The 21,761-nt window shown below is 33.7% G+C and carries 20 protein-coding genes; 8 read left to right on the forward strand and 12 right to left on the reverse strand.

The features are described from left to right. Positions 1-142: 142 nt before the first annotated feature. A complete protein-coding gene (gene guaB, locus LNP27_RS05530; protein ID WP_229943598.1) occupies positions 143-1,615 on the forward strand; it encodes an IMP dehydrogenase in 1,473 nt (490 codons plus the stop codon). A gap of 338 nt (positions 1,616-1,953) precedes the next feature. On the opposite strand, the gene LNP27_RS05535 is transcribed toward guaB, so the two are convergent. The 8 genes from LNP27_RS05535 to LNP27_RS05570 all read right to left on the reverse strand — a co-directional run bounded on the left by LNP27_RS05535 (position 1,954) and on the right by LNP27_RS05570 (position 12,991). After that, complete coding sequence (locus LNP27_RS05535; protein ID WP_229943599.1) at positions 1,954-2,721, reverse strand: carboxypeptidase-like regulatory domain-containing protein; 768 nt, start codon at positions 2,719-2,721, stop codon at positions 1,954-1,956. An 88-nt stretch (positions 2,722-2,809) separates the two neighbouring features. Next, a complete protein-coding gene (locus tag LNP27_RS05540; RefSeq protein ID WP_229943600.1) occupies positions 2,810-4,738 on the reverse strand; it encodes a DEAD/DEAH box helicase in 1,929 nt (642 codons plus the stop codon). 203 nt (positions 4,739-4,941) lie between these two features. Beyond that, positions 4,942-5,520 (reverse strand): non-canonical purine NTP diphosphatase, encoded by a 579-nt coding sequence (locus tag LNP27_RS05545; protein WP_229943601.1) that lies wholly within the window; start codon positions 5,518-5,520, stop codon positions 4,942-4,944. Between the two features lie 152 nt (positions 5,521-5,672). Next, positions 5,673-6,743, reverse strand: a complete 1,071-nt coding sequence (locus LNP27_RS05550; protein WP_229943603.1) for a glycosyltransferase — start codon at positions 6,741-6,743, stop codon at positions 5,673-5,675. A 90-nt stretch (positions 6,744-6,833) separates the two neighbouring features. Next, positions 6,834-7,454 (reverse strand): hypothetical protein, encoded by a 621-nt coding sequence (locus LNP27_RS05555; protein ID WP_229943604.1) that lies wholly within the window; start codon positions 7,452-7,454, stop codon positions 6,834-6,836. A gap of 75 nt (positions 7,455-7,529) precedes the next feature. After that, entirely contained in the window at positions 7,530-10,967 is a 3,438-nt protein-coding gene (locus tag LNP27_RS05560) for a hypothetical protein (RefSeq protein ID WP_229943606.1), read from the reverse strand. Positions 10,968-11,161: 194 nt separating this feature from the next. After that, complete coding sequence (locus LNP27_RS05565) at positions 11,162-12,418, reverse strand: aspartate kinase (RefSeq protein WP_229943607.1); 1,257 nt, start codon at positions 12,416-12,418, stop codon at positions 11,162-11,164. A 63-nt stretch (positions 12,419-12,481) separates the two neighbouring features. Further along, positions 12,482-12,991: a GNAT family N-acetyltransferase gene (locus tag LNP27_RS05570; protein ID WP_229943608.1), complete on the reverse strand. Its 510-nt coding sequence runs from the start codon at positions 12,989-12,991 to the stop codon at positions 12,482-12,484. 172 nt (positions 12,992-13,163) lie between these two features. On the opposite strand from LNP27_RS05570, the gene fbp reads away from it, so the two are divergent. Beyond that, complete coding sequence (gene fbp, locus LNP27_RS05575; RefSeq protein ID WP_229943610.1) at positions 13,164-14,183, forward strand: class 1 fructose-bisphosphatase; 1,020 nt, start codon at positions 13,164-13,166, stop codon at positions 14,181-14,183. Positions 14,184-14,236: 53 nt separating this feature from the next. Here fbp and LNP27_RS05580 read toward each other — a convergent pair whose 3' ends face one another. Then, a complete protein-coding gene (locus LNP27_RS05580; protein WP_229943612.1) occupies positions 14,237-14,668 on the reverse strand; it encodes a tellurite resistance TerB family protein in 432 nt (143 codons plus the stop codon). A gap of 178 nt (positions 14,669-14,846) precedes the next feature. Between LNP27_RS05580 and LNP27_RS05585 the strand changes: the two genes are divergently transcribed. The 3 genes from LNP27_RS05585 to LNP27_RS05595 all read left to right on the forward strand — a co-directional run bounded on the left by LNP27_RS05585 (position 14,847) and on the right by LNP27_RS05595 (position 17,519). Continuing rightward, the gene (locus LNP27_RS05585) at positions 14,847-15,440 is read left to right on the forward strand and encodes a HupE/UreJ family protein (protein ID WP_229943613.1); all 594 of its coding nucleotides are present in this window, start codon (positions 14,847-14,849) and stop codon (positions 15,438-15,440) included. Position 15,441: 1 nt separating this feature from the next. Continuing rightward, positions 15,442-15,873 (forward strand): deoxycytidylate deaminase, encoded by a 432-nt coding sequence (locus LNP27_RS05590; protein WP_229943614.1) that lies wholly within the window; start codon positions 15,442-15,444, stop codon positions 15,871-15,873. A 77-nt stretch (positions 15,874-15,950) separates the two neighbouring features. Next, entirely contained in the window at positions 15,951-17,519 is a 1,569-nt protein-coding gene (locus tag LNP27_RS05595; RefSeq protein WP_229943616.1) for a S41 family peptidase, read from the forward strand. Positions 17,520-17,549: 30 nt separating this feature from the next. Here the strand turns inward: LNP27_RS05595 and LNP27_RS05600 are convergent, their stop codons facing one another. From LNP27_RS05600 to LNP27_RS05610, 3 genes are all read right to left on the reverse strand, one after another. Then, positions 17,550-18,155 (reverse strand): FAD-dependent oxidoreductase, encoded by a 606-nt coding sequence (locus LNP27_RS05600; RefSeq protein WP_229943617.1) that lies wholly within the window; start codon positions 18,153-18,155, stop codon positions 17,550-17,552. 5 nt (positions 18,156-18,160) lie between these two features. After that, positions 18,161-18,361: a hypothetical protein gene (locus tag LNP27_RS05605; protein WP_229943618.1), complete on the reverse strand. Its 201-nt coding sequence runs from the start codon at positions 18,359-18,361 to the stop codon at positions 18,161-18,163. Between the two features lie 116 nt (positions 18,362-18,477). Continuing rightward, a complete protein-coding gene (locus LNP27_RS05610) occupies positions 18,478-19,056 on the reverse strand; it encodes a MarC family protein (RefSeq protein ID WP_229943619.1) in 579 nt (192 codons plus the stop codon). A gap of 406 nt (positions 19,057-19,462) precedes the next feature. Here LNP27_RS05610 and LNP27_RS05615 point away from each other — a divergent pair, with 406 nt between their 5' ends. The 3 genes from LNP27_RS05615 (at position 19,463) to LNP27_RS05625 (ending at position 21,675) form a co-directional block, all read left to right on the forward strand. Continuing rightward, a complete protein-coding gene (locus LNP27_RS05615; protein ID WP_229943622.1) occupies positions 19,463-19,783 on the forward strand; it encodes a hypothetical protein in 321 nt (106 codons plus the stop codon). Between the two features lie 86 nt (positions 19,784-19,869). Beyond that, positions 19,870-20,442 (forward strand): DUF3109 family protein, encoded by a 573-nt coding sequence (locus tag LNP27_RS05620; RefSeq protein WP_229943624.1) that lies wholly within the window; start codon positions 19,870-19,872, stop codon positions 20,440-20,442. A 255-nt stretch (positions 20,443-20,697) separates the two neighbouring features. Continuing rightward, entirely contained in the window at positions 20,698-21,675 is a 978-nt protein-coding gene (locus LNP27_RS05625; protein WP_229943627.1) for a ribonucleotide-diphosphate reductase subunit beta, read from the forward strand. The last annotated feature ends 86 nt before the right edge of the window (positions 21,676-21,761 follow it).

Below are 21,761 nucleotides of genomic sequence, written 5' to 3' on the forward strand. Positions count from 1 at the left end.
ATATTTATTGGAAAAGTTGTCGTAAAATGGCGTCAAATAATTGACTTTGAACTGCAATTTAATTATTTATTCGGTAAGAAGTCTGTTTTTCTCCTTAAGATTGTTTATATTTGCACGCAATTAAACACCAACTACAATTGCAATGATCGCACACAACTCTAAAATTATCGGTGAAGGATTAACTTACGATGATGTTTTATTAGTTCCCAACTACTCAAATGTGCTTCCACGCGAAGTGAGTATCAAATCTAAATTTTCAAGAAATATAACACTTAATGTTCCTATAGTATCTGCAGCTATGGATACTGTTACTCAAAGTGCTATGGCAATTGCCATGGCTCAAGAGGGAGGGATTGGTGTTTTGCATAAAAATATGACTATCGAGCAGCAAGCTGCTAAAGTTAGAAAAGTAAAACGCGCAGAGTCAGGAATGATTATCGATCCTGTTACATTACCATTAACTTCTACCGTAGCAGATGCCAAAAATGCGATGAAAGAATTCGGTATTGGTGGTATTCCAATTGTGGATGAAAACAAAATTCTAAAAGGAATTGTTACTAACAGAGATTTACGTTTCGAAAAAAATGGTGGAAGACCTATTGTTGAGGTAATGACTACTGAAAATTTGATAACTGTTCCTGAAGGTACTTCACTTGAAGAAGCAGAAATTGTTTTGCAAGGTCATAAAATCGAAAAATTACCAGTCGTAAATAATAAGTATGAATTAGTTGGTTTAATTACCTTCAGAGATATTACTAAATTGACGCAAAAACCAAACGCTAATAAAGATAAATTTGGACGTTTAAGAGTTGCTGCTGCCTTAGGTGTTACTGCTGATGCAGTAGAAAGAGCAACGGCATTAGTAAATGCGGGAGTTGATGCTGTAATTATTGATACAGCGCACGGACATACAAAAGGTGTTGTAGATGTTTTAAAAGCAGTAAAAGCTAAATTTCCAGACCTAGATGTTATCGTGGGAAATATTGCTACTCCAGAAGCTGCTAAATATTTAGTTGAAAATGGAGCAGATGGTGTGAAAGTAGGAATTGGACCAGGTTCAATTTGTACGACTCGCATCGTTGCTGGTGTTGGTTTTCCTCAGTTTTCAGCTGTTCTTGAAGTAGCTGCGGCTATAAAAGGTACTGGTGTTCCTGTTATTGCTGATGGTGGAATTCGTTACACAGGTGATATCCCTAAAGCAATTGCTGCAGGTGCTGATTGTGTAATGTTAGGTTCATTACTTGCTGGTACTATGGAATCTCCTGGAGAAACTATTATTTTTGAAGGAAGAAAATTCAAATCGTACCGTGGAATGGGTTCTGTTGAAGCGATGCAAGAAGGTTCAAAAGATCGTTATTTTCAAGATGTAGAAGATGATGTTAAGAAGCTAGTTCCGGAAGGAATTGTAGGGCGTGTGCCTTATAAAGGGGAATTGAATGAAAGTATGCAACAATTCATAGGTGGTCTTCGTGCCGGTATGGGTTATTGTGGTTCTAAAGATATTCCAACGTTGCAGGAAACAGGTCGTTTTGTTCGTATTACGGTAAGTGGAATCAATGAAAGTCACCCTCATAATGTGACTATTACTAAAGAAGCTCCTAATTATTCGAGATAAATTAAGCTCAAAATATTAAAAAGGCTGTTAAGAGTATTAAAACTCTAGACAGCCTTTTTTATTAGGAATTAGTCTCTTTTCGGAGCGTTTTTTTTATCTCTTTTTTCTTCTTTCTTTTCCTTTGCTGTTTTTAAAGGCTCTTTTTTCGCAGTTTTCTTTGCGTCTTGACTCTTTGCCATGATAATAGATATTTAAAATTAGTTTTATTGTAGGTAAATATATAGCATATTTTTTGATTTGGACTTAAGAATGATTTTGAAATAGAAATTCTCAACTACTTAGCGTAATTGAGAATTTTATAGGTTGAATTTTTAAAAAAAATGAGATTTTGTTTCTTTCTAATTTTTCTTTAAAACTTTATACTCTTCGTAACAACCGCTTATAGCATCCATAATTTGTAAATCATTTGCTGTTTGTATAAATGATTCAGAATAGTTGCAACGTTGCAGAATTTCAGCTATTTCGTTTTTGTCAACTCCTAAAAGAACAGCGATCATTTCTCTGTCAAACTTAGATTCTAAAAGATTCCTAACAGTGTCATCCTTTTTCATCTCTTTTAGCTTCTTGAGTTCTTTTGGGTTTTTACCAAAGAAGTTATAGAGGACATCTGCAGGATTGAATATGGATCCAAGGACTCTTCCAAAGGCATTTGGAGAATATTCTCCAGCTTCGTAGCCTTGGGTTAAACCCGAAATACTGTATCTGAAATTTTCTTTAACCGGTATGATTTTAGTATCTACTTCAAGGTATCCCGTAAGATTGAAAGGTCGGATAACCACTTCTTCTAGTGCAATGGCTTTTTCGGTAAGTTGTATTTTGGTACTTTTATTTTTTAGCCAGTCATTCGTAACACGTACGCGTAATGATTGAAATCCTAGACTGGTAATATGAAGTGTATCATTTACTTGGACATCGAGTTCAAAGTAGCCGCCTAAATCAGTAGTGGCGCCTCGCACTTTGTTGACATTGATAATGTTAACTCCAGACAAAGGTTCTTTAGTAGTATTGCTGATGATGATACCATTAACTTTCTGGGAAGGTTCTTTAACTTGCCCAATTGCAGTTATAGAAATGACTAAAAAAAAGAGAACTACAAAATATTTCATATGCTAATTTAAAACTTTAAAAGTAATAAATCAAGTTTGAATATTTTGTAGTTCTCTTATATAATTATAAGAAGATTAACATAGAATGTTAGTCTCTTCTTGGTCTTCTTGGTCTTGGTGAATCACCAAAGCTTTCAGAACGTCTAGGTGCTCTGTCAGAAGAACCTTCAGTTCTAGGTCTGTCAGATGTAAAACCACCTTCTCTTCTTGGAGCAGAAGAACTTCTTGGACCGAAACCACCTTCTCTTGGAGCTGAATTTCTATCACTTCTGAATCCGCCACCTGAAGAACCTTCTCTTCTTGGAGCAAAATTTCCTTCTCTTCTTGGAGCAGAACTTCTTCCACCACCAAAACTTCCACCAGAGCTTCTTCCGTTATGATCGCGTCTTCCGCCACCGTCATTTTTAGAAATTTCAACATTGATTCGACGTCCTTCTAGTTGTACGTTGTTCAATACTTCCATTACTTTATCAGTGTGTTCTGGGTCAGTGTTAAAGAAAGAGAAACCTTCTTTCACATCTACTTTGAAAACGTCATCGCGACCTAGGTCTAATGTTTCTTTCAAATAGTCTTTTAATGACATCCAATCGAAGTTATCTCTTGAACCTATGTTTACGAAATATCTTGTTGCACCACCATTGTTGTTTTCTCTTGGAGCACCATCTCTATCATCACGCTCGCGTCTTTCGCCAGATTGAGTAGAAATATCTCTAGTTTTCTTATAATAGTTGATAAAACGGTTGAATTCAACTGATACCATTTTCTTGATCAATTCCTCTTTCGATAAACCTTCAAGAACGCTATTAATTGCTGGTAAGTAGTTGTCAATTTCGTGATCAACTTCTGTATCTTTAATTTTAGTAGCTAAGTGTAATAATTGAATTTCGCAGATTTCAATTCCTGAAGGAATTGTTTTTTCTTCGAATTTTTGTTTGATAATTCTTTCGATAGAAGAGATCTTACGCAATTCACTTTTAGTGACAATTACGATAGAAGTTCCTAATTTACCAGCACGACCAGTACGACCTGAACGGTGGTTGTAAGTTTCGATTTCATCAGGTAACTGGTAGTTTACTACGTGAGTAATGCTATCAACATCAATTCCACGTGCTGCAACATCAGTAGCTACAAGCATCTGGATTTGTCTTCCACGGAACGATTTCATTACACCATCACGTTGCGCTTGAGATAAATCCCCGTGCAATGCAGCAGCGCTGTAGCCATCTTCAACTAATTTTTCAGCAACAGCTTGTGTATCACGTTTTGTTCTACAAAAAACTACTGAGAAAATGTCTGGATTAGCATCAGCTAAACGTTTCAATGCTTCGTAACGGTCACGTGCATTTACTAGATAAAATTCGTGAGAAACTGTTGACGAACCTGAATTTTTAGCTCCAACTGTAATTTCAATTGGATCCGTCATAAATTGTTTTCCAATACGTGCTACTTCAGCAGGCATTGTTGCAGAGAATAACCATGTGTTTTTGTCGTCTGGCGTAGTTGAAAGGATGTTTACGATATCTTCGTAGAAACCCATATTCAGCATTTCGTCAGCTTCGTCAAGAATACAATAGTTAATTTGAGAAATGTTAACCAATCCTCTATTAATCATGTCTTGCATTCTTCCTGGAGTTGCTACAATAATTTGTGCGCCTCTCTTTATGTCTCTCGCTTGGTCTGTAATGCTAGCTCCACCGTAAACTGCTACCACATTAATACCTTTTTCGTATTTAGAGTAGTTTTTAATTTCGTTGGTAATCTGCAAACAAAGCTCGCGTGTTGGAGATAAAATTAATGCTTGTGTGTTTCTGTTGTTAGCATCAATTTTTTGGATAACTGGAAAACCAAAAGCTGCCGTTTTCCCTGTCCCTGTCTGAGCCAACGCAACCATATCTGTATCTTTTTCCAATAATAGGGGAATCGCTTTCTCCTGTACTTCAGTCGGACTTTCAAATCCTAGATCTAAAATCGCCTTCAGTAACGATTCACTCAATCCTAATTGTTCAAATTTATTCATATGTATTTTTAAAATAGGGTGCAAAATTACTCTAAATTATTTATATATACTAATGGTATTTTAAGAATTAATGATTTATTGTGATTTGATTATCAGAATGTTATGTTTTTTATTAGGATTTTAGGTGTTTTCTTTAAGCAATTTTGTGCGAAAATACTATTTGGAATCGCGCACTTTGATCTAAAAAAACGGTTTTTTACTATTTATAGCGTCTTTTTTAGAAAATTTATCAATTTTTGTGTCGCTTTTCCTCTATGACTAATTTCGTTTTTTATTTCCAAAGATAATTCCGCAAAAGTTTCTTTGTAACCCAATGGTTGAAAGATGGGATCGTAGCCAAAACCTTTAGTGCCAGTTTTTTCAGGTGTTATTTCTCCTTCGGCAATTCCAGTAAACAATTCTTGTTTGCCATTTATATTCAATGCGATAACTGTTTTGAACTGCGCCTTTCTATTATTTTTATCGGATAAATTGTCTAATAATTTATTCATATTGTCATCAGAGTTGCGTTGCTCACCAGCATATCTTGCGGAGAATACTCCTGGTTCACCATTCAAAGCTGCCACTTCAAGCCCAGTATCATCAGCAAAACAATCGTATCCATATTTTTTACTAATATAATTCGCTTTCAAAATTGCATTGCCTTCAATAGTAGCAGCGGTTTCAGGAATTTCTTCATGACAACCAATTGCTTCTAAACTTAGAATTTGGATAGTTTCAGGAAGCATGCTTTGAATTTCGGAGATTTTATTTTTATTGCTGGAGGCGAAGACAAGTTGCATTTTCTTAGAATTTTATATTGGATATTTCAAAGGTACATTTTTTTACTTTTAGGTTAGGAATACCAGAATAAAATTAAAAAATTGGTAGTTTAACATCAACTTTTTTTAGATGTAAAAGGAGCTTAAGGTTGCTGTGGTTTGTGAAAAATTTATTATTCGGTCTCAAAAACCTGAAATAAACATTTCCAGTTGATTTCCGAATCAATTTGAGGTAGTCCTCTATAGTTATCAATTTCTTTGATATTCTCCATCGTAAAATCATCTTGAATTGCATAAGGAGCTAAACCTTCCGCTTTATATTTTTCAGCTAAATATTCCTGTTCGTATTGTCCAGGCGTTGGAATAAAAAAAGCCTTTTTTCTCAGTTTTACTAGATCCATTACGGTGGTATAACCAGAGCGACAAAGAACCATTTCACTTTCGTTAAAAGCTTGTTCTAATTCGATTGAGCTCATGAAATTATAATAGGTTACATTATCTACTTGTTCTTTTATTTGATTTTTTTCGACCACTCCTTTGATGAAGATTGTTTGTCCAGAAAAGTTTAAAATTTCTATTTTTAATTTTTCTTCTAAAATTCCTCTTTGGGGTTCAGGTCCAGAGAGAAGAACCATCAAGTCATATTTTTTATCTATTTCCTTTTTTTGCAACCGACTTAGTGGGCCAATGTATTTAAGGTTTAAGTTAGTCTTTTCTAAATGACCAAGTTCGCCAGTTAAATTAGGAGTGCCTTCCATGTCAGGAATCCAACATTCAGTATATTTTTTTATAATATTTTGGTGTATTTTACTCGTTAACCAAGCGGTATTTCCAGAAAGAACATTCAATTGATGTGTTATATAAACTGATGTAACTTTATTGCTAAAAGCGCCAAGTCTATTATCTGAAATAATTCCATTTATATTATATTTTTCGATCCAATTTTTAATGATTTTTTTCTCTTGCTGTATGGCTTTAACGGTTTTTAAACTATTTTTTAATAATTGCCATTTCAGATTTTCTCCTTTTTTGGAGTATTCTATTTTGTAAGAGGGAAGTTCTAAGATCTCCAAAGTAGGAAATTCTTTTTTTAAAAGTGCTAATGCAGCTCCGTCAGTTGCTAGTATGGGTTTGTATTGCTGTTCTAATAAAGCATTGATTATAGGGATGCATCGAGCTGCATGACCTAAACCCCAATTTAATGGTGCAATCAAGATTGTTTTTTTATTAGTAATTATATTCATTAATGCGATAAAGATATTTTTATTTCTACTTCAAAATAAAGGGGACGATTGTTTAGAAAGTCCCCAATTGTTAACTATTTTTAATTAGAATTAGTCTTGAATGTATGTTTTATTTCCGTTCTTATTGATGTAGTATTTTCCCCCTCGAGGTCCTGTATACACTTTTTTACCGTTATATTCTCCGGTGATTTTATCGGCTACTTTTGGTGCTTTCTCAGATGTCTCTTTGATTTTTGTGACAGCTTTTTTAGTAACAGTTTTGGTAGATGGTACTTCTTTTTTAATATTATTAGTTTTTTTCTCGACTTTAGCGGCTTTGTCCTCCACCTTAGCGGCTTTAGTTTTTACTTCACTTTTTGTTTTGTCTGCCTTTTCTTTTGTGTCAGCTGCCTTAGCTTTTGTTTCAGCTGCAGTTGCTTTTGCCTCTTTAGCTAATTTAGCTTCATTTGCTTTAATTTTAGCTGTGGTTTCGTTTACATCCGCTTTAGCTTTAGCGGCTTTCTCTAATCTTACTTCAGCTGCTTTCACTTTAGCATCGGCCTTTGCTTTCGCTGTTTTTTCTTTTGCATCAGCTACTGCTTTTGCAGCTTTCGCTTCCTTAGCTTTTACAGCTTTTTCTGTTTTTGCCTTCTTTTTTTCTAGCGCTGTTTCTTGTGCGTAAAAATTTGTAGATAAAAGGAATACAAAGCTCAATAATAATAGTTTTTTCATAGTGTTTTTTTTATTTTATTAATGCTTACTAGATATAAAATTAGTGACTATTTTATTAATTAAAATGTTAAAAATTTAAAAATAAGCTCTCAACTGCATGTTTCCTGTATGAATAGCTTTATTTGTTTCGCTTTTTCTTCCTTGATAAGTAAAATTGATGTCTAAAAACTGCGTAATGTTTTTTTGGAAAAGTAATTTCCATGTTAAATTTTGCCCTGTTTGCAATCCTTCCAGCATTTGAAATCCAACAGATGAATATTCATTTCCGTCAAATTTATTTTGGTAAAAAGAAACTTCACCGTTCATCGTAAACTTTTTATCACTTGCGTAAGAGAAAGCAGTCCCAAACCGATTTTGAATTAATTTTTCGAAAACACCTATCTGATTATTTTTATTTTGTAATTCATAAAACAGGTCTAGGCTGGTGTTTTTAGAAAATAAATAGCTAATCTTTGGCGCTAATTGATAGCCTGTAATCGTGTAATTTTTTTCGGGAAAACTCTCTGAGTCAATAGCTGTACGGATGGTTTTAGCAAAAAAACTTACTAGCCAACTTTTCTGGTATAAGTGTGCATATTGTAGTTGGTGGGAACTGTTTCTAGCTTCCTGTGAACCTATCGATAATAGATTTTTAGTCTTATTTTCGAAATAAGTATAAGTAATTGAGTGATTTTGTTTTCCACGATTATAAAACAAGCTGTTTCTTATGTTCGCGTTTAGTCCTAGAACATCATTATTGGATCCGGTGAAAGGATTTAATTCAAAATTACTGCCGTTATTTCGATTTTTTCTATCGATAATAAATGCAGTTTGATTGTAAAAATAGGATAGTAATTTCTTGAATCCTATTTCGTTTTGCCATTGATTTGGATTTAATGTTACTGATTGTGAAAATTTATTTTGATGCGTTCGTATATATATTCGATTAGGTAAAAAGACCCGAATGAATTTTGCTTGATCTATGAATGGCGACACTTCAAATTCTTGTAATTCCTGAATTCCGTTGTTATTATAGTCGTTCCAAGTGTAAACGCCTTGTCCTACCGGAACTTCTAAGTAAGTAAACTCTTGTTGCGGGATGCTTCCCGAGTTTGTTTCATAAACTGTAGTGCTTTGAATTAACTGATTAAAAAAGCGATCGGTGTAAATTATTCTTGAATTAAGTGAGGCTTCTTTTTTTCTAGAAGGATCCACAAAATGTAAAGTTCGGTAATTAGCATAAATAGATAAATCACTTTTTTTAGTTTGAATCAATTTAGATTTTAATTGAAATGTTTGCGAGGTATTTACTCTTTGGATTAATCCATTTTGTAGGCTGTCATTATTTCTCCTTAAATATCCTAATTCAACAAAAACTTTAGTACTATCACCTCGACCAGTATAAAATCCGTATTCGGTAAATTTTTGGCTTAAAGCCGAAAACTGATTCGTTATTTTATTCTTTTCCTGATTGTCTTCGAGTCTCAGACTAGAGCCTATCCAGTTTTTATCAAAATGGAAACGAATGTGAGATTGGTTTCTGATAAATTGAGACGACATAGTACTTGCATCACTTTTTAGTACACTTCCTTGAGTATTAAAAGTCCAGTTTTTTAACTGAAAACGGCCATTCAAAATATATCTCTTACCGGAAAAATTATCAGAGAAATCTAATTTTTCAAATTGATACAGCATCAACCCTTTGTCGAAGGTATTTGGTTTCGGATTCAAATATAGTTCTAATCCTGAAACTAGTAAACTTTGATTACCTATTCCTGCGGTTCCTATATTCCAGTCACGGTCAAATTCTATTGTATACAATCTTTCAACTGATCTAAAGTTACTTTGAATAAATTGATAATTAGTAAACGCATCTAAGGACCATTTTTTAGAAAACAAGCGCTGTTTGGCATTTATTTTTCCTGCTAAACCTTTATTGTCGCCATCATCTATAGATGAAAATAAGTTTTTATCATTGTTGCTAATGCCAATTTCAAAATCGACTGCTGTTTTTTCCGTGGGCTTATATTTCCCTAATAAAGTAGCAACTTGGATTTTTGTAGGCGCTATAAGTGGAATTATGGGTTCATAATTTCCTTGCGGAATTCCATTTATTGGCGCTATATATTCGTAAACTCGGGTGATAGTGGCTGAATTAGTTACAATATAATTACCATTATTTGGACCTACTAAAGTGAATCTAACATTGAATAATTCTTCAAGTTTGTCATTTGAATATTCATAAACCTCAACTGCATTAATGATTGTTTTACGATACAACACTTTATTTTCAGAGTAGCTATCTGAATAAGCAGAAGGAGCAACCATTGATTTCTGATTGTCTCCTGCATTAACTAATATTTGCGCTTGTTCTGCTGATAGATTTTGTTGCAAAGGCTGGTTTTTTTGATCATTTTCAGAATATATGTAGCCGCCAAAGGTCCATGATTTGCTTTCATGAGTAGCACCTGCGTATGTGACAAAACGGTTGTAATTTCGATCAGAATATTGATATTCTATCGCAATACGCATTTCAGAAGTAATGGTAAAAAGTGGGGTGAAAATAATTTCACCAGCATTATAATCTATAGTATAATCATTATTTTCTCCTCGTTTTAATAAAATTCCATTTACATAAACTCGCTCCGAGCCCGAAATAACTAGAACGTACAATTCTCCGTTTTGGCCTTTTAATTTATATGGACCTTGATTGCCTTCTTGTCCTGCAATGGTGCTTTTTGCGTACTGTCCGCGAACTAAAGCTGCAGATGCGAATACATTAGTTTTATTTGTTTCCGTACCAAAGTCGAAATTCGTTGCTAATCCTTGGACTTTTTTATTAAAGATCAAGAACTGTGATTTCTTATTTTCAAGATTAATATCTCCAGCGCGAATATTCCATTCGTTGCTAAATAACTCCATAAAAATATTGTCAAACTGATCTAGTTTTTGTGAATAGCCTCCATCTTGAAGCGGAATATTGCTGTCTTGAATCGAAGCTCTTAAGCTTAGTTTGTCTGATATTTTACCTGTGATTTGTAAATCTAAATTAGAGTTTAAAACCGAGTTTTGATTATTTCCTATAGTTATGCCACGCGTAATACTCCCAGAAGTATCCAAGCCGTCAAAAGGGATGTTTTTGTTTTTATTTTTATTTTTATCCTCGATTTTATATAATTCCCCTTTTTCAGCTTCATTACTTACCACTCTACTTGGATCATAAATGCGATATTCTTTAGTTAAAAATTGGGGAAACTTTAAATATTGAAGTGTAAGAGAATCTGAATCAAAGAAATTATTTTCCTTAAGTAGTAATGTCCCTTTTTTGAAGTTTACTTTGTAAAAGACAGTGTCTATTGGTTTTCCATTACTATCAAGTAGTTTGAAAAAACTTGAGTTAAGGCTCTCTTTTTCGATAAAAATCGTATCTAGAGTAGTACGAACTTTTTTAGTTTTGTATAGCGAATTAATTTCCTGTGCGTGAAGCCCAGAAAAATAACTGATTATAATCCAAAAAAGTAGTTTTTTTAACATAAATACATTAACTCCAAAGTATCAAAAGTAGTATTTATAATTTGATTATTTTTCGAAAGCCTTAATCGCGGTTCACGTCAACCTTTTCATGCTTTTTAAACTAATTAATGGTTCTGTATTCTGATTTTTTTCATACAAAAAAAGGGAACCAAAATAAATTTTGATTCCCAGTACAAAACAATATATAACAATTTTTAAACTTCTTTAGTTACCACTTGCATCGTCTCGCGACTCACTTGTTTTAATAAAACTAATTTGTTTTTTTCTACAGTTTGAGATGCAGCTTCATCAAAGTGTCTAATAGTGTATAATGTTACATTTTCATTATAATCTACTTTGAATTTTTTAGATAGAATAGCATTCATTTCTTTGAAATTGCCAAATTTATCTTCGACACAAACAGAAAAACTTATCGCAGAATTCTGAATTAGATTTACCTTTAGTTTGAATTGGTGAAACAAGGCAAAAATTTCACTTATATTTTCTTCCATTATAAAAGAGAAATCTATCGATGAAAGAGAAATCAAAAGTTGGTTTCTTTTTACGATAAAGCAGGGTAAATGTGGCTCTAAATCTGCTCCTCTAGAAACGCTGGTTCCTTTTAATAACGGATTGATAAACGACTTTACATATAAAGGAATTTCCTTTTTTTGTAAAGGTTGTAGCGTTTTTGGGTGAATTACTGTTGCGCCATAGAAAGCTAATTCTATCGCTTCTCTGTAGGATATTTGGTTCAGCAAGCTCGCATTTTCAAAATATCTTGGATCGGCATTCATTACTCCTGGAACGTCTTTCCAGATAGTAACACTCTCAGCATTCAAGCAGTAAGCAAAAATAGCAGCTGTATAATCAGAACCTTCACGACCTAAAGTTGTAGTGAAATTGTTTTCGTCAGATCCCAAAAATCCTTGGGTAATATTTAGCGTTTTTCTTTTTACGTTTTTAGAGATGTTTTTCTGAGTTAGATCCCAATCTACTTCTGCATCTCTGTAATTAGCGTCTGTTTTTATAAAATTACGAACGTCTAACCATTGTGTTTTGATCCCCATGAAATTCATGAAATGACTCAAGATAGTAGTCGAAATTAATTCTCCGTAGCTTACAATTTGGTCATAAACAAAGTTGTAATTTGGTGACTTATTGTGCGCTAAAAAATATTCTAAATCCGCAAATTGTGAATTTACAGCTGAGAAAACTTCATTTTTTTCGTCCTCAAATAAATCCATGAGGATTTGGTTGTGGTATTTTTTTACCTCTTGAACAGAAGAATTAAGTTCAGCAGATTTATCAAAATAATTTTTAATAACTACTTCAAGAGCATTAGTAGTTTTTCCCATTGCAGAAACTACTAATAACACATCTTCGTAGCCCACTTTTTGTAAAACGTCATACACGTTTTTAATCCCTTCAGCATCTTTTACTGACGCTCCACCAAATTTGAATACTCTCATAATCTTAAAAACTCCAATATTTTAAATTCCAAATTATACATTCCATTTAGTATTGGAATTTATTTAATTTCTTAATTTATTTTCTACAAAATAGTTGATTCCTGCTTCGTCCATTTGAACTACTTGCCAGTCTTTTAATATTTTGGCTCCAGATTTTTCATAAAATTCGATCGCAGGCGTATTCCAGTCTAATACGTTCCATTCCACTCTTCGAACATTATCTTTTTTGCCTTGTTTTAAAATTTCAGAATACAAAGCATACCCCAGTCCGGTTCCGCGCATTTTCTCTTTTACCACTAAATCTTCTAGATGGATTGTTTTTCCTTTCCAAGTAGAAAAACGGTAGTAATACAGTGCCATTCCTACAATTTCTTTAGTTCGTTCACCATTGTCTAAATCATGTTCAACTTCGGCAACAAAAACTTGAAATAAAGGATTTTGGCCAAAACCGTCACGTACTAAATCATGAACGGTAACAAGAACAGCATCTGGTTCGTTCTCAAAATTAGCTAATTCTTGGATCAGGCCTAATACAGCCTGCATGTCATCCCGATTTCCTTTTCTGATATTCATAAATCCTTAATTTTTATCGGTTTTTAATGAGTGAAAACCATAGTTTTTATTTCGAAAATTAGCATTTTTCAGAGCAAATATACAATACTGGCAAACTAAGTAAATATTATTCAATTCATTTTCACAAAAAAAACGATATTTGTGACTTCAAATTAACTACAACGATTTCGCTATGAAACAACGCAACAAAACACTAGGTGAATTTATCATCGAAAACCAAAATGCTTTTCTATATTCGTCAGGTGAATTATCTCGAATTATAAACTCCATCCGACTAGCTGCTAAAGTGGTTAATTATAAGGTTAATAAAGCTGGATTAGTAGATATAGTAGGTGCTGCAGGCGAGCAGAATATTCAAGGTGAAGATCAACAGAAGCTAGATGTATACGCCAATGAAGTTTTTATTCAAACTTTAATCAATAGAGAAATTGTTTGTGGCATTGCTTCCGAAGAAAATGATGAATTCATCACTGTAGAAGGTAGTGATAAAAGCCATAATAATAAATATGTAGTGCTAATGGATCCGCTTGATGGATCATCAAATATTGATGTTAACGTATCAGTAGGAACAATATTTTCTGTTTACAGAAGGGTAACTCCAATAGGTACGCCGGTTATGTTAGAGGATTTTTTGCAATCAGGAGTTAACCAAGTAGCTGCTGGATATGTAATTTATGGCACTTCTACCATGTTAGTTTACACTACTGGACATGGCGTAAATGGATTTACTTTAAACCCAGCTATTGGAACTTTTTATCTATCGCATCCTAATATGAAATTTTCTAAAGATGGTCCAATTTATTCTATAAATGAGGGTAATTATGTGCATTTTCCGCAAGGAGTAAAAGATTATATTAAGTATTGCCAAACTGAGGAGGAGGATAGGCCGTATACTTCTCGTTATATAGGAAGTTTAGTTTCAGATATTCATAGAAATATGATCAAAGGAGGGATTTATATTTATCCTACAAGTTCTAAGGCTCCTAAAGGGAAATTACGTTTGTTATACGAATGTAATCCTATGGCGTTTATTGTAGAACAAGCAGGAGGAAAAGCGTCGGATGGTTTTAGCAGTATTTTGGAAATTGAGCCAACTGAATTGCATCAACGTGTTCCGTTCTTTTGTGGCAGTTATAATATGGTTGAAAAAGCAGAGGAGTTTATGATGAAGGCTAAATTAAGTAAATACTAAAATTTTACTTATATAAAAAAAGCTTCTCGATTGAGAAGCTTTTTTTATATCTATTATTGATTCATGTTTGTCATTTCAAAGACAAAAGTATCTAAGTCAACTTTTTTATCTACTAGTTTCAGTGATTTGTCAACAATGTAATCTACGTTGTCAATATTAAATCCTAATGCTATACAAAATTTTCTCAGAAGTATTTCCTGCTTATCGCCTAAATGATGGTCAACATGAACTACACGAGCCAAGTCAAATAAACGCTCTAGTCGAAGTTCATGCGAATAGGGAGCGTTAATTGGGTATTTTAAAGGGTTTTCTAAAATCTCCTCATATTCTGCTGGAGAAATTTCTAAGCGAACTGATAGTTTGTCTAAAAATGTTTTTTCTTCTGCAGAAATTTTTCCATCAGTAAGTGCCACACGAGCAATAGCTGAAAAATGACCTTTATTCCTTAGTTGGAATCCGCTATCAAATAAATCTGAAAATGACATAGTTGTTGTTTTTTAACCCACAAAGATAAATCTATTTTTAAATTTATTGATTTTAATCTTTTAATTTTTTTCTTTCTAAAAAGTTCGCTTTTAAGTCAAGTTTATTTATGCATGCAAAACAATCATTTTCAAAATTAATCGTAAGTTTACAACCCCTTTATCAACCTAATTATTTGCTATGTCAGAATTTTGGATTTACTTTCAAATAGGATTAAAACATGTTTTAGATATTCACGCCTATGACCACGTTCTTTTTTTAATAGCGCTAGCAGTTCCGTTCTCTTTTGCAGACTGGAAGCGAGTAGTGCTCTTGGTAACTTTATTTACCATTGGGCATACGATGGCTCTTATGCTTTCAGTTTTTGAAATTGTGGCTATAAAAGTGAATGTTGTTGAATTGCTGATACCAATAACGATTTTAATAACGGCATTGTTTAATCTTTTTACGGCGGGAAAATCAAATAAGAAAGAAAGTATAAACCTAGTGTTTTTTATCACGCTTTTCTTCGGAATTATTCATGGTTTGGGATTTTCAAATTATTTCAAATCAATTCTCGGCGGAAGTACAAGTTCTAAAATACTGCCGTTAAGTGAATTTGCATTAGGAATTGAAGCGGCACAGATTGTGGTGGTTTTTGTGGTATTAGTGCTTTCTTATATCGTTCAAACTATTTTTAGATTCTCAAAAAGGGATTGGACACTGGTAATGTCAGCATTTGTGATAGGAGTGGTTATACCAATGATTGTTGAAAGCGAAATCTGGAATAGATAAAATGAACGAGAAAAAATTAAATAAATACGATAAAGCATACCTTAGAATTGCTAAAGAATGGAGTCTTTTGTCGTACTGTAAACGCAAGCAAGTAGGTGCTATTATTGTACGTGATCGTATGATAATCTCCGATGGTTATAACGGAACTCCAACAGGTTTTGAGAATTGTTGCGAGGATGATGAGGGATTAACTCGTTGGGATGTTTTGCACGCTGAGGCAAATGCAATATTGAAAGTAGCACGTTCGACACAATCTTGTGAAGGAGCAACCTTGTATATTACTTTATCGCCTTGTAAGGAATGTAGCAAATTGATTCATCAATCTGGGATAAAAAGAGTAGTGTATCACAGTGGATATCGCGACGATGCTGGAATCGCATTCTTGATAAAGGCAGGAGTTGATGTTGAGCATATTCCAGTATTAGAGGAGTAAAAGCAACTATTCTTTTACTTTAGTTTTTTAGGGAATAAATGCCGGTGTATTCCAAATAAAATAAATAGGATTTCCAAATGAAATTTAATACTAAATACCTACCCATTCTAATTTTTGCAGCGCTCGCTATGGGTGTTGTATTGGGTGGCATGCTGAATTTTCCTAACACAGCCGATTATTTAGTTAAAAACAACTCTAAAAGTAAACTCAACAAACTGATCGATTTTATAGACACTGAGTACGTGGATGAAGTGAATACTGATTCTATTGTAGATCTTACTGTCAATAATATTCTCGCAAAATTAGATCCTCATTCCGTTTATATGCCACCAAGTGAACAACTTCGCGTAGCTGAAAGTATGAAGGGGAATTTCGTGGGCATTGGAGTGAATTTTTATATGTATAAGGATTCCGTTGCGGTGATAAAACCAGTTGCTAATGGCCCTTCGGCAAAAGCTGGAATTGAATCTGGTGATCGTATTCTGTATGCGGGTAAAACGAAATTGTACGGACGAAAATTGCCAAGCGACAGTTTGTATACTAAGCTCAAAGGTACAGTAGGTTCTAATGTTGAACTTACCATTTACAGAAAATCAGTAGGAAAGCAGCTGAAGATTATAATTAAGCGCGATGTTATTCCGATTAACAGCGTAGATGCCGCAGTGCTTTTAGACGCAACAACCGGTTACATCAAAATCAATCGGTTTGCAGAAACTACTTATAGCGAATTTATGACTGGTTTGATAAAGCTTAAAGAGCAAGGAGCAAAAACGCTTGTTATTGATGTGCGCGACAATGGAGGTGGTTATATGGAAGAAGCAATTGCAATTGCAGATGAATTATTACCAAACAAACAATTGATTGTTTTTACTAAAAATAAAAATGGTAATGTTGATAAGACTTTTGCGACAGAAAAAGGTGTTTTTGAAAAAGGCAATGTCTTTGTTTTAATTAATGAAAATAGCGCGTCAGCGAGTGAGATCCTAGCTGGTGCTGTTCAAGATAACGATAGAGGTACTATTGTAGGACGTCGTTCTTTTGGAAAAGGATTGGTGCAACGGGAAATGGATTTTGCTGATGGCTCCGCTGTTCGTTTGACAATTGCTCGATATTACACGCCTACGGGTCGTTCTATCCAGAAGCCTTATTCAAAAGGGAGCGAAGCGTATTTTAAAGAGGCAGAAGCACGTTTTGATAATGGTGAGTTGTTTGAAAAGGACAGTATTAAGATTGCTAAAACAGTAAAGTTCAAAACTAAAAAGGGTAAAATTGTATATGGTGGTGGTGGAATTGTTCCTGACGTTTTTGTTCCTCTCGAGGTAGAGCACGGTAATGAAGGTACTGCTTATTTATTGCAGTCTGGAATTATTGGTAATTTTGCTTTTGAACAATTGGATAAAGATAGAAGCGTTTTTAAAGGCCTAACTTTTGAGCAGTTTAAAGCTAAAATGGATCAAACTGATGTGTATTTCAATTCTTTTCAGAAATTCGTTTTTGGCAATGGAGTAGATTTAAATTTTGGAAAAAATAAACCTTTAGTAAAACGATATTTAGTGGCTGAATTTGCCCGACAATTATTTGGTGAAAAATACTATTACGAAATCGTCTTGAAAGACGATGCGATGATCAAAGCTATTTTGAAGTAATTGTTTTCGAGTTTGAAAATTGATTCAATTCTATCGAATGCTGTCGTGCGAGTGAGTTTGTGTACCACCATTCCATAATGTTAGAATATCTGTGGCTACGGCAGCGCCACTTCCGGCCGCAATCGCTAATTGGCTTCTCCAGCCTGCGAGTGTTCCTATGACGTAAATTCCTTCAGCAACTTTGTGGTCGTTATTTTTGAGTTGAATTCTTTGTTTTTCAGGTAATGATTTTTGGTGTGGTTCTACATATTGAATCAAACCTTGGATATCAAATGTATTTGCTGCGCCAATCCCAACAACAATTAGCCTAGTTTTGTAACTTGATTTGTTTGTAGTAACAGTAAACTCAGGAAAATGCCCTTCTATTTTAAGGACTTTTTCGTTTGGAATTTGTGCAATATGCGGATAAGTAGTGCTAAGTTGCTCAGTACTTTCTTTTAATAAATCAGATCCTAGTTTTCCAGCAGGAATTCCGTACGCATTGTTGAATAGAGCTTCTTGAAGTGAAGATGCTTTGTGATGGGTGAAAATCCCAATTTTTTTATCGGTTACAAAAGGTTTCTTATTTGCAGAGCCCAAAACAAGTGAGCATGACATTCCGGAAACGCCTCCTCCAATAATTAAAACATCAAACATTAAGATTATCTTTCGTTAGTTTTCTCTTCGATTCTTTTAGATATTTTAAAAATCAAAAGAATCATTACAGCACAAAAAGAAGCTGCAATACCAATAAAAGCAACAACACTATCCCCTTGGAATGGATTTCTGAAATCAAGTAAAGTAACATTAAATAGGATTAGAGCGATTGCTAAAAACACTAATACGTTAGTAAAAATTTTCATAATACATTATTTTTTAGAAGTAACAGATAGTTTATTTTATGTCCTAAAATGAAAGTAAGTAGCATCTACTTAGTTTCAAGTTCTAACATAATTCGGTAAATTTAAGTAAATAAATGTTAGACAAACAAACCTTTAACATTCGCGGCGAATAATTTAACAGCTATAGCTAAAAGCACTACACCAAAAGTCTTTCTTATTACTCCAAGTCCATTTTTTCCTAACATTCTTTCAATTTTGGAAGAGGATTTTAAAACAATGTACACTATAATGATGTTGAGGATAATAGCAATTATGATATTTGCAGTATGAAATTGGGAGCGCAACGAAAGCAAAGTTGTCATAGTTCCCGCGCCAGCGATAAGCGGAAATGCAATAGGGACAATAGAGGCGGAGCTAGCTTCTTCATCGCGGTAAATGCGTATTCCTAAAATCATTTCTAGTGCAAGAAAGAATAAAACAAATGAACCTGCAACGGCAAATGAATTCACATCAATGCCTATTAACTTCAAAATTTCCTCTCCTATAAATAAGAAAGTGATCATAATTACTCCAGATACTAAAGAAGCTTTTTCTGATTCTATATGTCCAAATTTAGCTCTCAGACCAATGATAATGGGTATTGAGCCGATAATATCAATTACGGCAAAGAGCACCATTCCTACGGTTATAATCTCTCTTAAATCTAATCCTAACATATTCTTTCTAATTTGTTACAAAAGTATGTAAATTACTTTGGTTGTACGCTATGTTCATTTTTAATTTCTTGCCACGTTTCTCTGTTTGTTCTGGAAATTTTTTTGTTCCCAAGTTTCATTCTGATTTTCTTTAATGAATATTGCAACTATCTGTAAATCAATTTTTAAATGTGCATTTAATTTGAAATCTAGAATCATGAAAAAGATAGTAACTGTATTTAGTGTGTTGTTGTTACTTCAGTCTATACTAAATGCAGAAGCGTAAATTTTAAAGAAATTAACTAAAAAAAAATCCAAGATAAAGCGCTTTCAAAAGCAATTGAGAAAGATGCTTTGCGTAATGAGGATTCTAATACTTCGATAAATGGCAATTTGATGGACATGTTGTATGGTAAGAATAAAGTTGATGTTTCGATCATACCTAATTCCTAGCAAAGTCATTATGGGATTTAATTGGAAAAGTATTCAAGCTAAAAGTGCTGATTTTGTAATGGTTTTTTATTACACGAGTGAGGTTAAAGTGAGATTTTCAGATTTATTTAAAACACAACAAAAGCAGTCGATTTCAAATGCTTTGAAAAATTATTTTAAAGCTGTTGATAATCCTTTGATGATGACAATGGCAATGAAAGATTTTAAAAATAAAGCAACCGTAACTACAATGAAGGGCCTTGATTTAGTTAAAAAACTAAATGAATTCAAAAAATCAGACTATGCATTTATGTAGTTTGGTTATCAATTGATTCCGTTTTTGTTTTGGAATTTATGATTTGCTGGGGTACTTTTGTGAATTACTTTGAATACCTTTGCCAAATGTTTCAACTAGGAAAAACCATCGTCTCAGAAGACTTGCTCGAAAAAGATTTTGTATGCAATTTGACTGCTTGTAAAGGCGCTTGCTGTGTAGACGGCGACGCTGGAGCGCCATTAAGTATTGAGGAAACTCAAATCCTCGAATCTATATACCCAAAAGTAAAACCTTTTTTACGCAAAGAAGGAATTGCCGCTATTGAAGCGCAAGGAACTTGGATAACTGGTGTTGATGGTGAACTTGAAACTCCTCTTATTGATGGTAAAGATTGCGCTTATGTAATGTTTGATGGTAAAACTGCTTTATGTGGTATCGAACAAGCGTACAATCAAGGAATAATTGACTGGAAAAAACCTGTTTCTTGTCATTTATACCCAGTTCGAGTAAAAGATTTTACTGAGTTTGCAGCCGTTAATTACGACAAATGGGATATTTGTGATCCTGCTTGTTCGTTAGGGCAGGAACTTGAAGTTCCGGTTTACAAATTTGTCAAAGAAGCGCTAATTCGCAAGTTTGGTGAAGATTGGTACATGGAGTTAGAGCAAGTTGCTCAAGACTTAAAAAATCAAAAATAGAAATCTACTTTTTTCATTTTTTCTGATTTTATAAACCCTATATTTTACGGTGCTTTAGGTGTGTTGAGTTTATTCAATCGATTGAAAATCAATATTTTGAAAAACAACTTTAAATAATTTATATTTGTGTCCTTTGTTCAAAACTAGGGCGGATTGTGGATAAGTTTGGCTTTTAATTTCCGCAATATTTCACAACCTTTGTAAAGCTCAAAAAGCAAAATAAAACGTTAAACGCATAAAAAAATAACTACCGCAATGACACAAGTTGAACCAATTTTACAAGAGAATAAAAATCGTTTCGTAATTTTTCCTATCAAACATCATGATATTTGGGAGTTTTATAAATCAATGGAAGCTAGTTTTTGGACTGCGGAAGAAATCGATTTATCTCAGGATTTGAATGATTGGAACAATAAGTTGAATGATGATGAGCGATATTTTATCAAACATATTCTTGCGTTTTTTGCTGCTTCTGACGGAATTGTAAATGAGAATTTAGCCGAAAACTTTGTGAATGAAGTGCAATATGCTGAAGCTAAATTTTTCTATGGTTTCCAAATCATGATGGAGAATATTCACAGTGAAACGTATTCTCTACTAATTGACACTTACGTAAAAGACGAAGCAGAGAAAGATGATTTATTCAATGCTTTAGAAGTTTTTCCAGCTATCAAGAAAAAAGCGGACTGGGCTTTGAAATGGATTGAGTCGGATTCTTTTGCTGAAAGATTGATTGCTTTTGCAGCGGTAGAAGGAATTTTCTTTTCAGGAGCGTTCTGTTCTATTTTCTGGTTGAAAAAACGTGGCTTAATGCCGGGATTAACATTCTCTAACGAATTAATTTCTCGTGACGAAGGTGTTCACTGTGACTTTGCAGTGCATTTACATAACCACCACTTAGTTAATAAAGTTCCGAAAGAAAGAATTAGAAGTATCATCGTTGATGCTTTGAATATCGAAAGAGAATTTATTACAGAATCACTTCCGGCAAGTTTAATAGGAATGAATGCAGTATTGATGACTCAATATCTAGAGTTCGTTGCTGATAGACTGTTAGTGGAACTTGGTTGTGATAGAGAATACAATACTACAAACCCATTTGATTTTATGGACATGATTTCGCTTCAAGGAAAAACAAACTTCTTTGAAAAGAAAGTGGCTGAATATCAAAAATCTGGGGTGATGAATACTGATGTTGACGCTCAAAAAATATCTTTTGACGCTGACTTTTAGTCGATAGCCTTAAAGACACTAAGCCGCAAAGAAAAAAATGTTTTTGTCTAAGTTTATAGATTTAAAATGTTTATTTGTCCTGTTTA

Source organism: Flavobacterium galactosidilyticum (assembly GCF_020911945.1).
Classification (GTDB): Bacteria; Bacteroidota; Bacteroidia; order Flavobacteriales; family Flavobacteriaceae; genus Flavobacterium; species Flavobacterium galactosidilyticum.

Bases quoted from the DNA above. Each gene is read 5' to 3' on its own strand.
- guaB (WP_229943598.1), top strand. From the start codon at position 143: ATGATCGCACACAACTCTAAAATTATCGGTGAAGGATTAACTTACGAT.
- LNP27_RS05535 (WP_229943599.1), bottom strand. From the start codon at position 2,721: ATGAAATATTTTGTAGTTCTCTTTTTTTTAGTCATTTCTATAACTGCA.
- LNP27_RS05540 (WP_229943600.1), bottom strand. From the start codon at position 4,738: ATGAATAAATTTGAACAATTAGGATTGAGTGAATCGTTACTGAAGGCG.
- LNP27_RS05545 (WP_229943601.1), bottom strand. From the start codon at position 5,520: ATGCAACTTGTCTTCGCCTCCAGCAATAAAAATAAAATCTCCGAAATT.
- LNP27_RS05550 (WP_229943603.1), bottom strand. From the start codon at position 6,743: ATGAATATAATTACTAATAAAAAAACAATCTTGATTGCACCATTAAAT.
- LNP27_RS05555 (WP_229943604.1), bottom strand. From the start codon at position 7,454: ATGAAAAAACTATTATTATTGAGCTTTGTATTCCTTTTATCTACAAAT.
- LNP27_RS05560 (WP_229943606.1), bottom strand. From the start codon at position 10,967: ATGTTAAAAAAACTACTTTTTTGGATTATAATCAGTTATTTTTCTGGG.
- LNP27_RS05565 (WP_229943607.1), bottom strand. From the start codon at position 12,418: ATGAGAGTATTCAAATTTGGTGGAGCGTCAGTAAAAGATGCTGAAGGG.
- LNP27_RS05570 (WP_229943608.1), bottom strand. From the start codon at position 12,991: ATGAATATCAGAAAAGGAAATCGGGATGACATGCAGGCTGTATTAGGC.
- fbp (WP_229943610.1), top strand. From the start codon at position 13,164: ATGAAACAACGCAACAAAACACTAGGTGAATTTATCATCGAAAACCAA.
- LNP27_RS05580 (WP_229943612.1), bottom strand. From the start codon at position 14,668: ATGTCATTTTCAGATTTATTTGATAGCGGATTCCAACTAAGGAATAAA.
- LNP27_RS05585 (WP_229943613.1), top strand. From the start codon at position 14,847: ATGTCAGAATTTTGGATTTACTTTCAAATAGGATTAAAACATGTTTTA.
- LNP27_RS05590 (WP_229943614.1), top strand. From the start codon at position 15,442: ATGAACGAGAAAAAATTAAATAAATACGATAAAGCATACCTTAGAATT.
- LNP27_RS05595 (WP_229943616.1), top strand. From the start codon at position 15,951: ATGAAATTTAATACTAAATACCTACCCATTCTAATTTTTGCAGCGCTC.
- LNP27_RS05600 (WP_229943617.1), bottom strand. From the start codon at position 18,155: ATGTTTGATGTTTTAATTATTGGAGGAGGCGTTTCCGGAATGTCATGC.
- LNP27_RS05605 (WP_229943618.1), bottom strand. From the start codon at position 18,361: ATGAAAATTTTTACTAACGTATTAGTGTTTTTAGCAATCGCTCTAATC.
- LNP27_RS05610 (WP_229943619.1), bottom strand. From the start codon at position 19,056: ATGTTAGGATTAGATTTAAGAGAGATTATAACCGTAGGAATGGTGCTC.
- LNP27_RS05615 (WP_229943622.1), top strand. From the start codon at position 19,463: ATGTTTCGATCATACCTAATTCCTAGCAAAGTCATTATGGGATTTAAT.
- LNP27_RS05620 (WP_229943624.1), top strand. From the start codon at position 19,870: ATGTTTCAACTAGGAAAAACCATCGTCTCAGAAGACTTGCTCGAAAAA.
- LNP27_RS05625 (WP_229943627.1), top strand. From the start codon at position 20,698: ATGACACAAGTTGAACCAATTTTACAAGAGAATAAAAATCGTTTCGTA.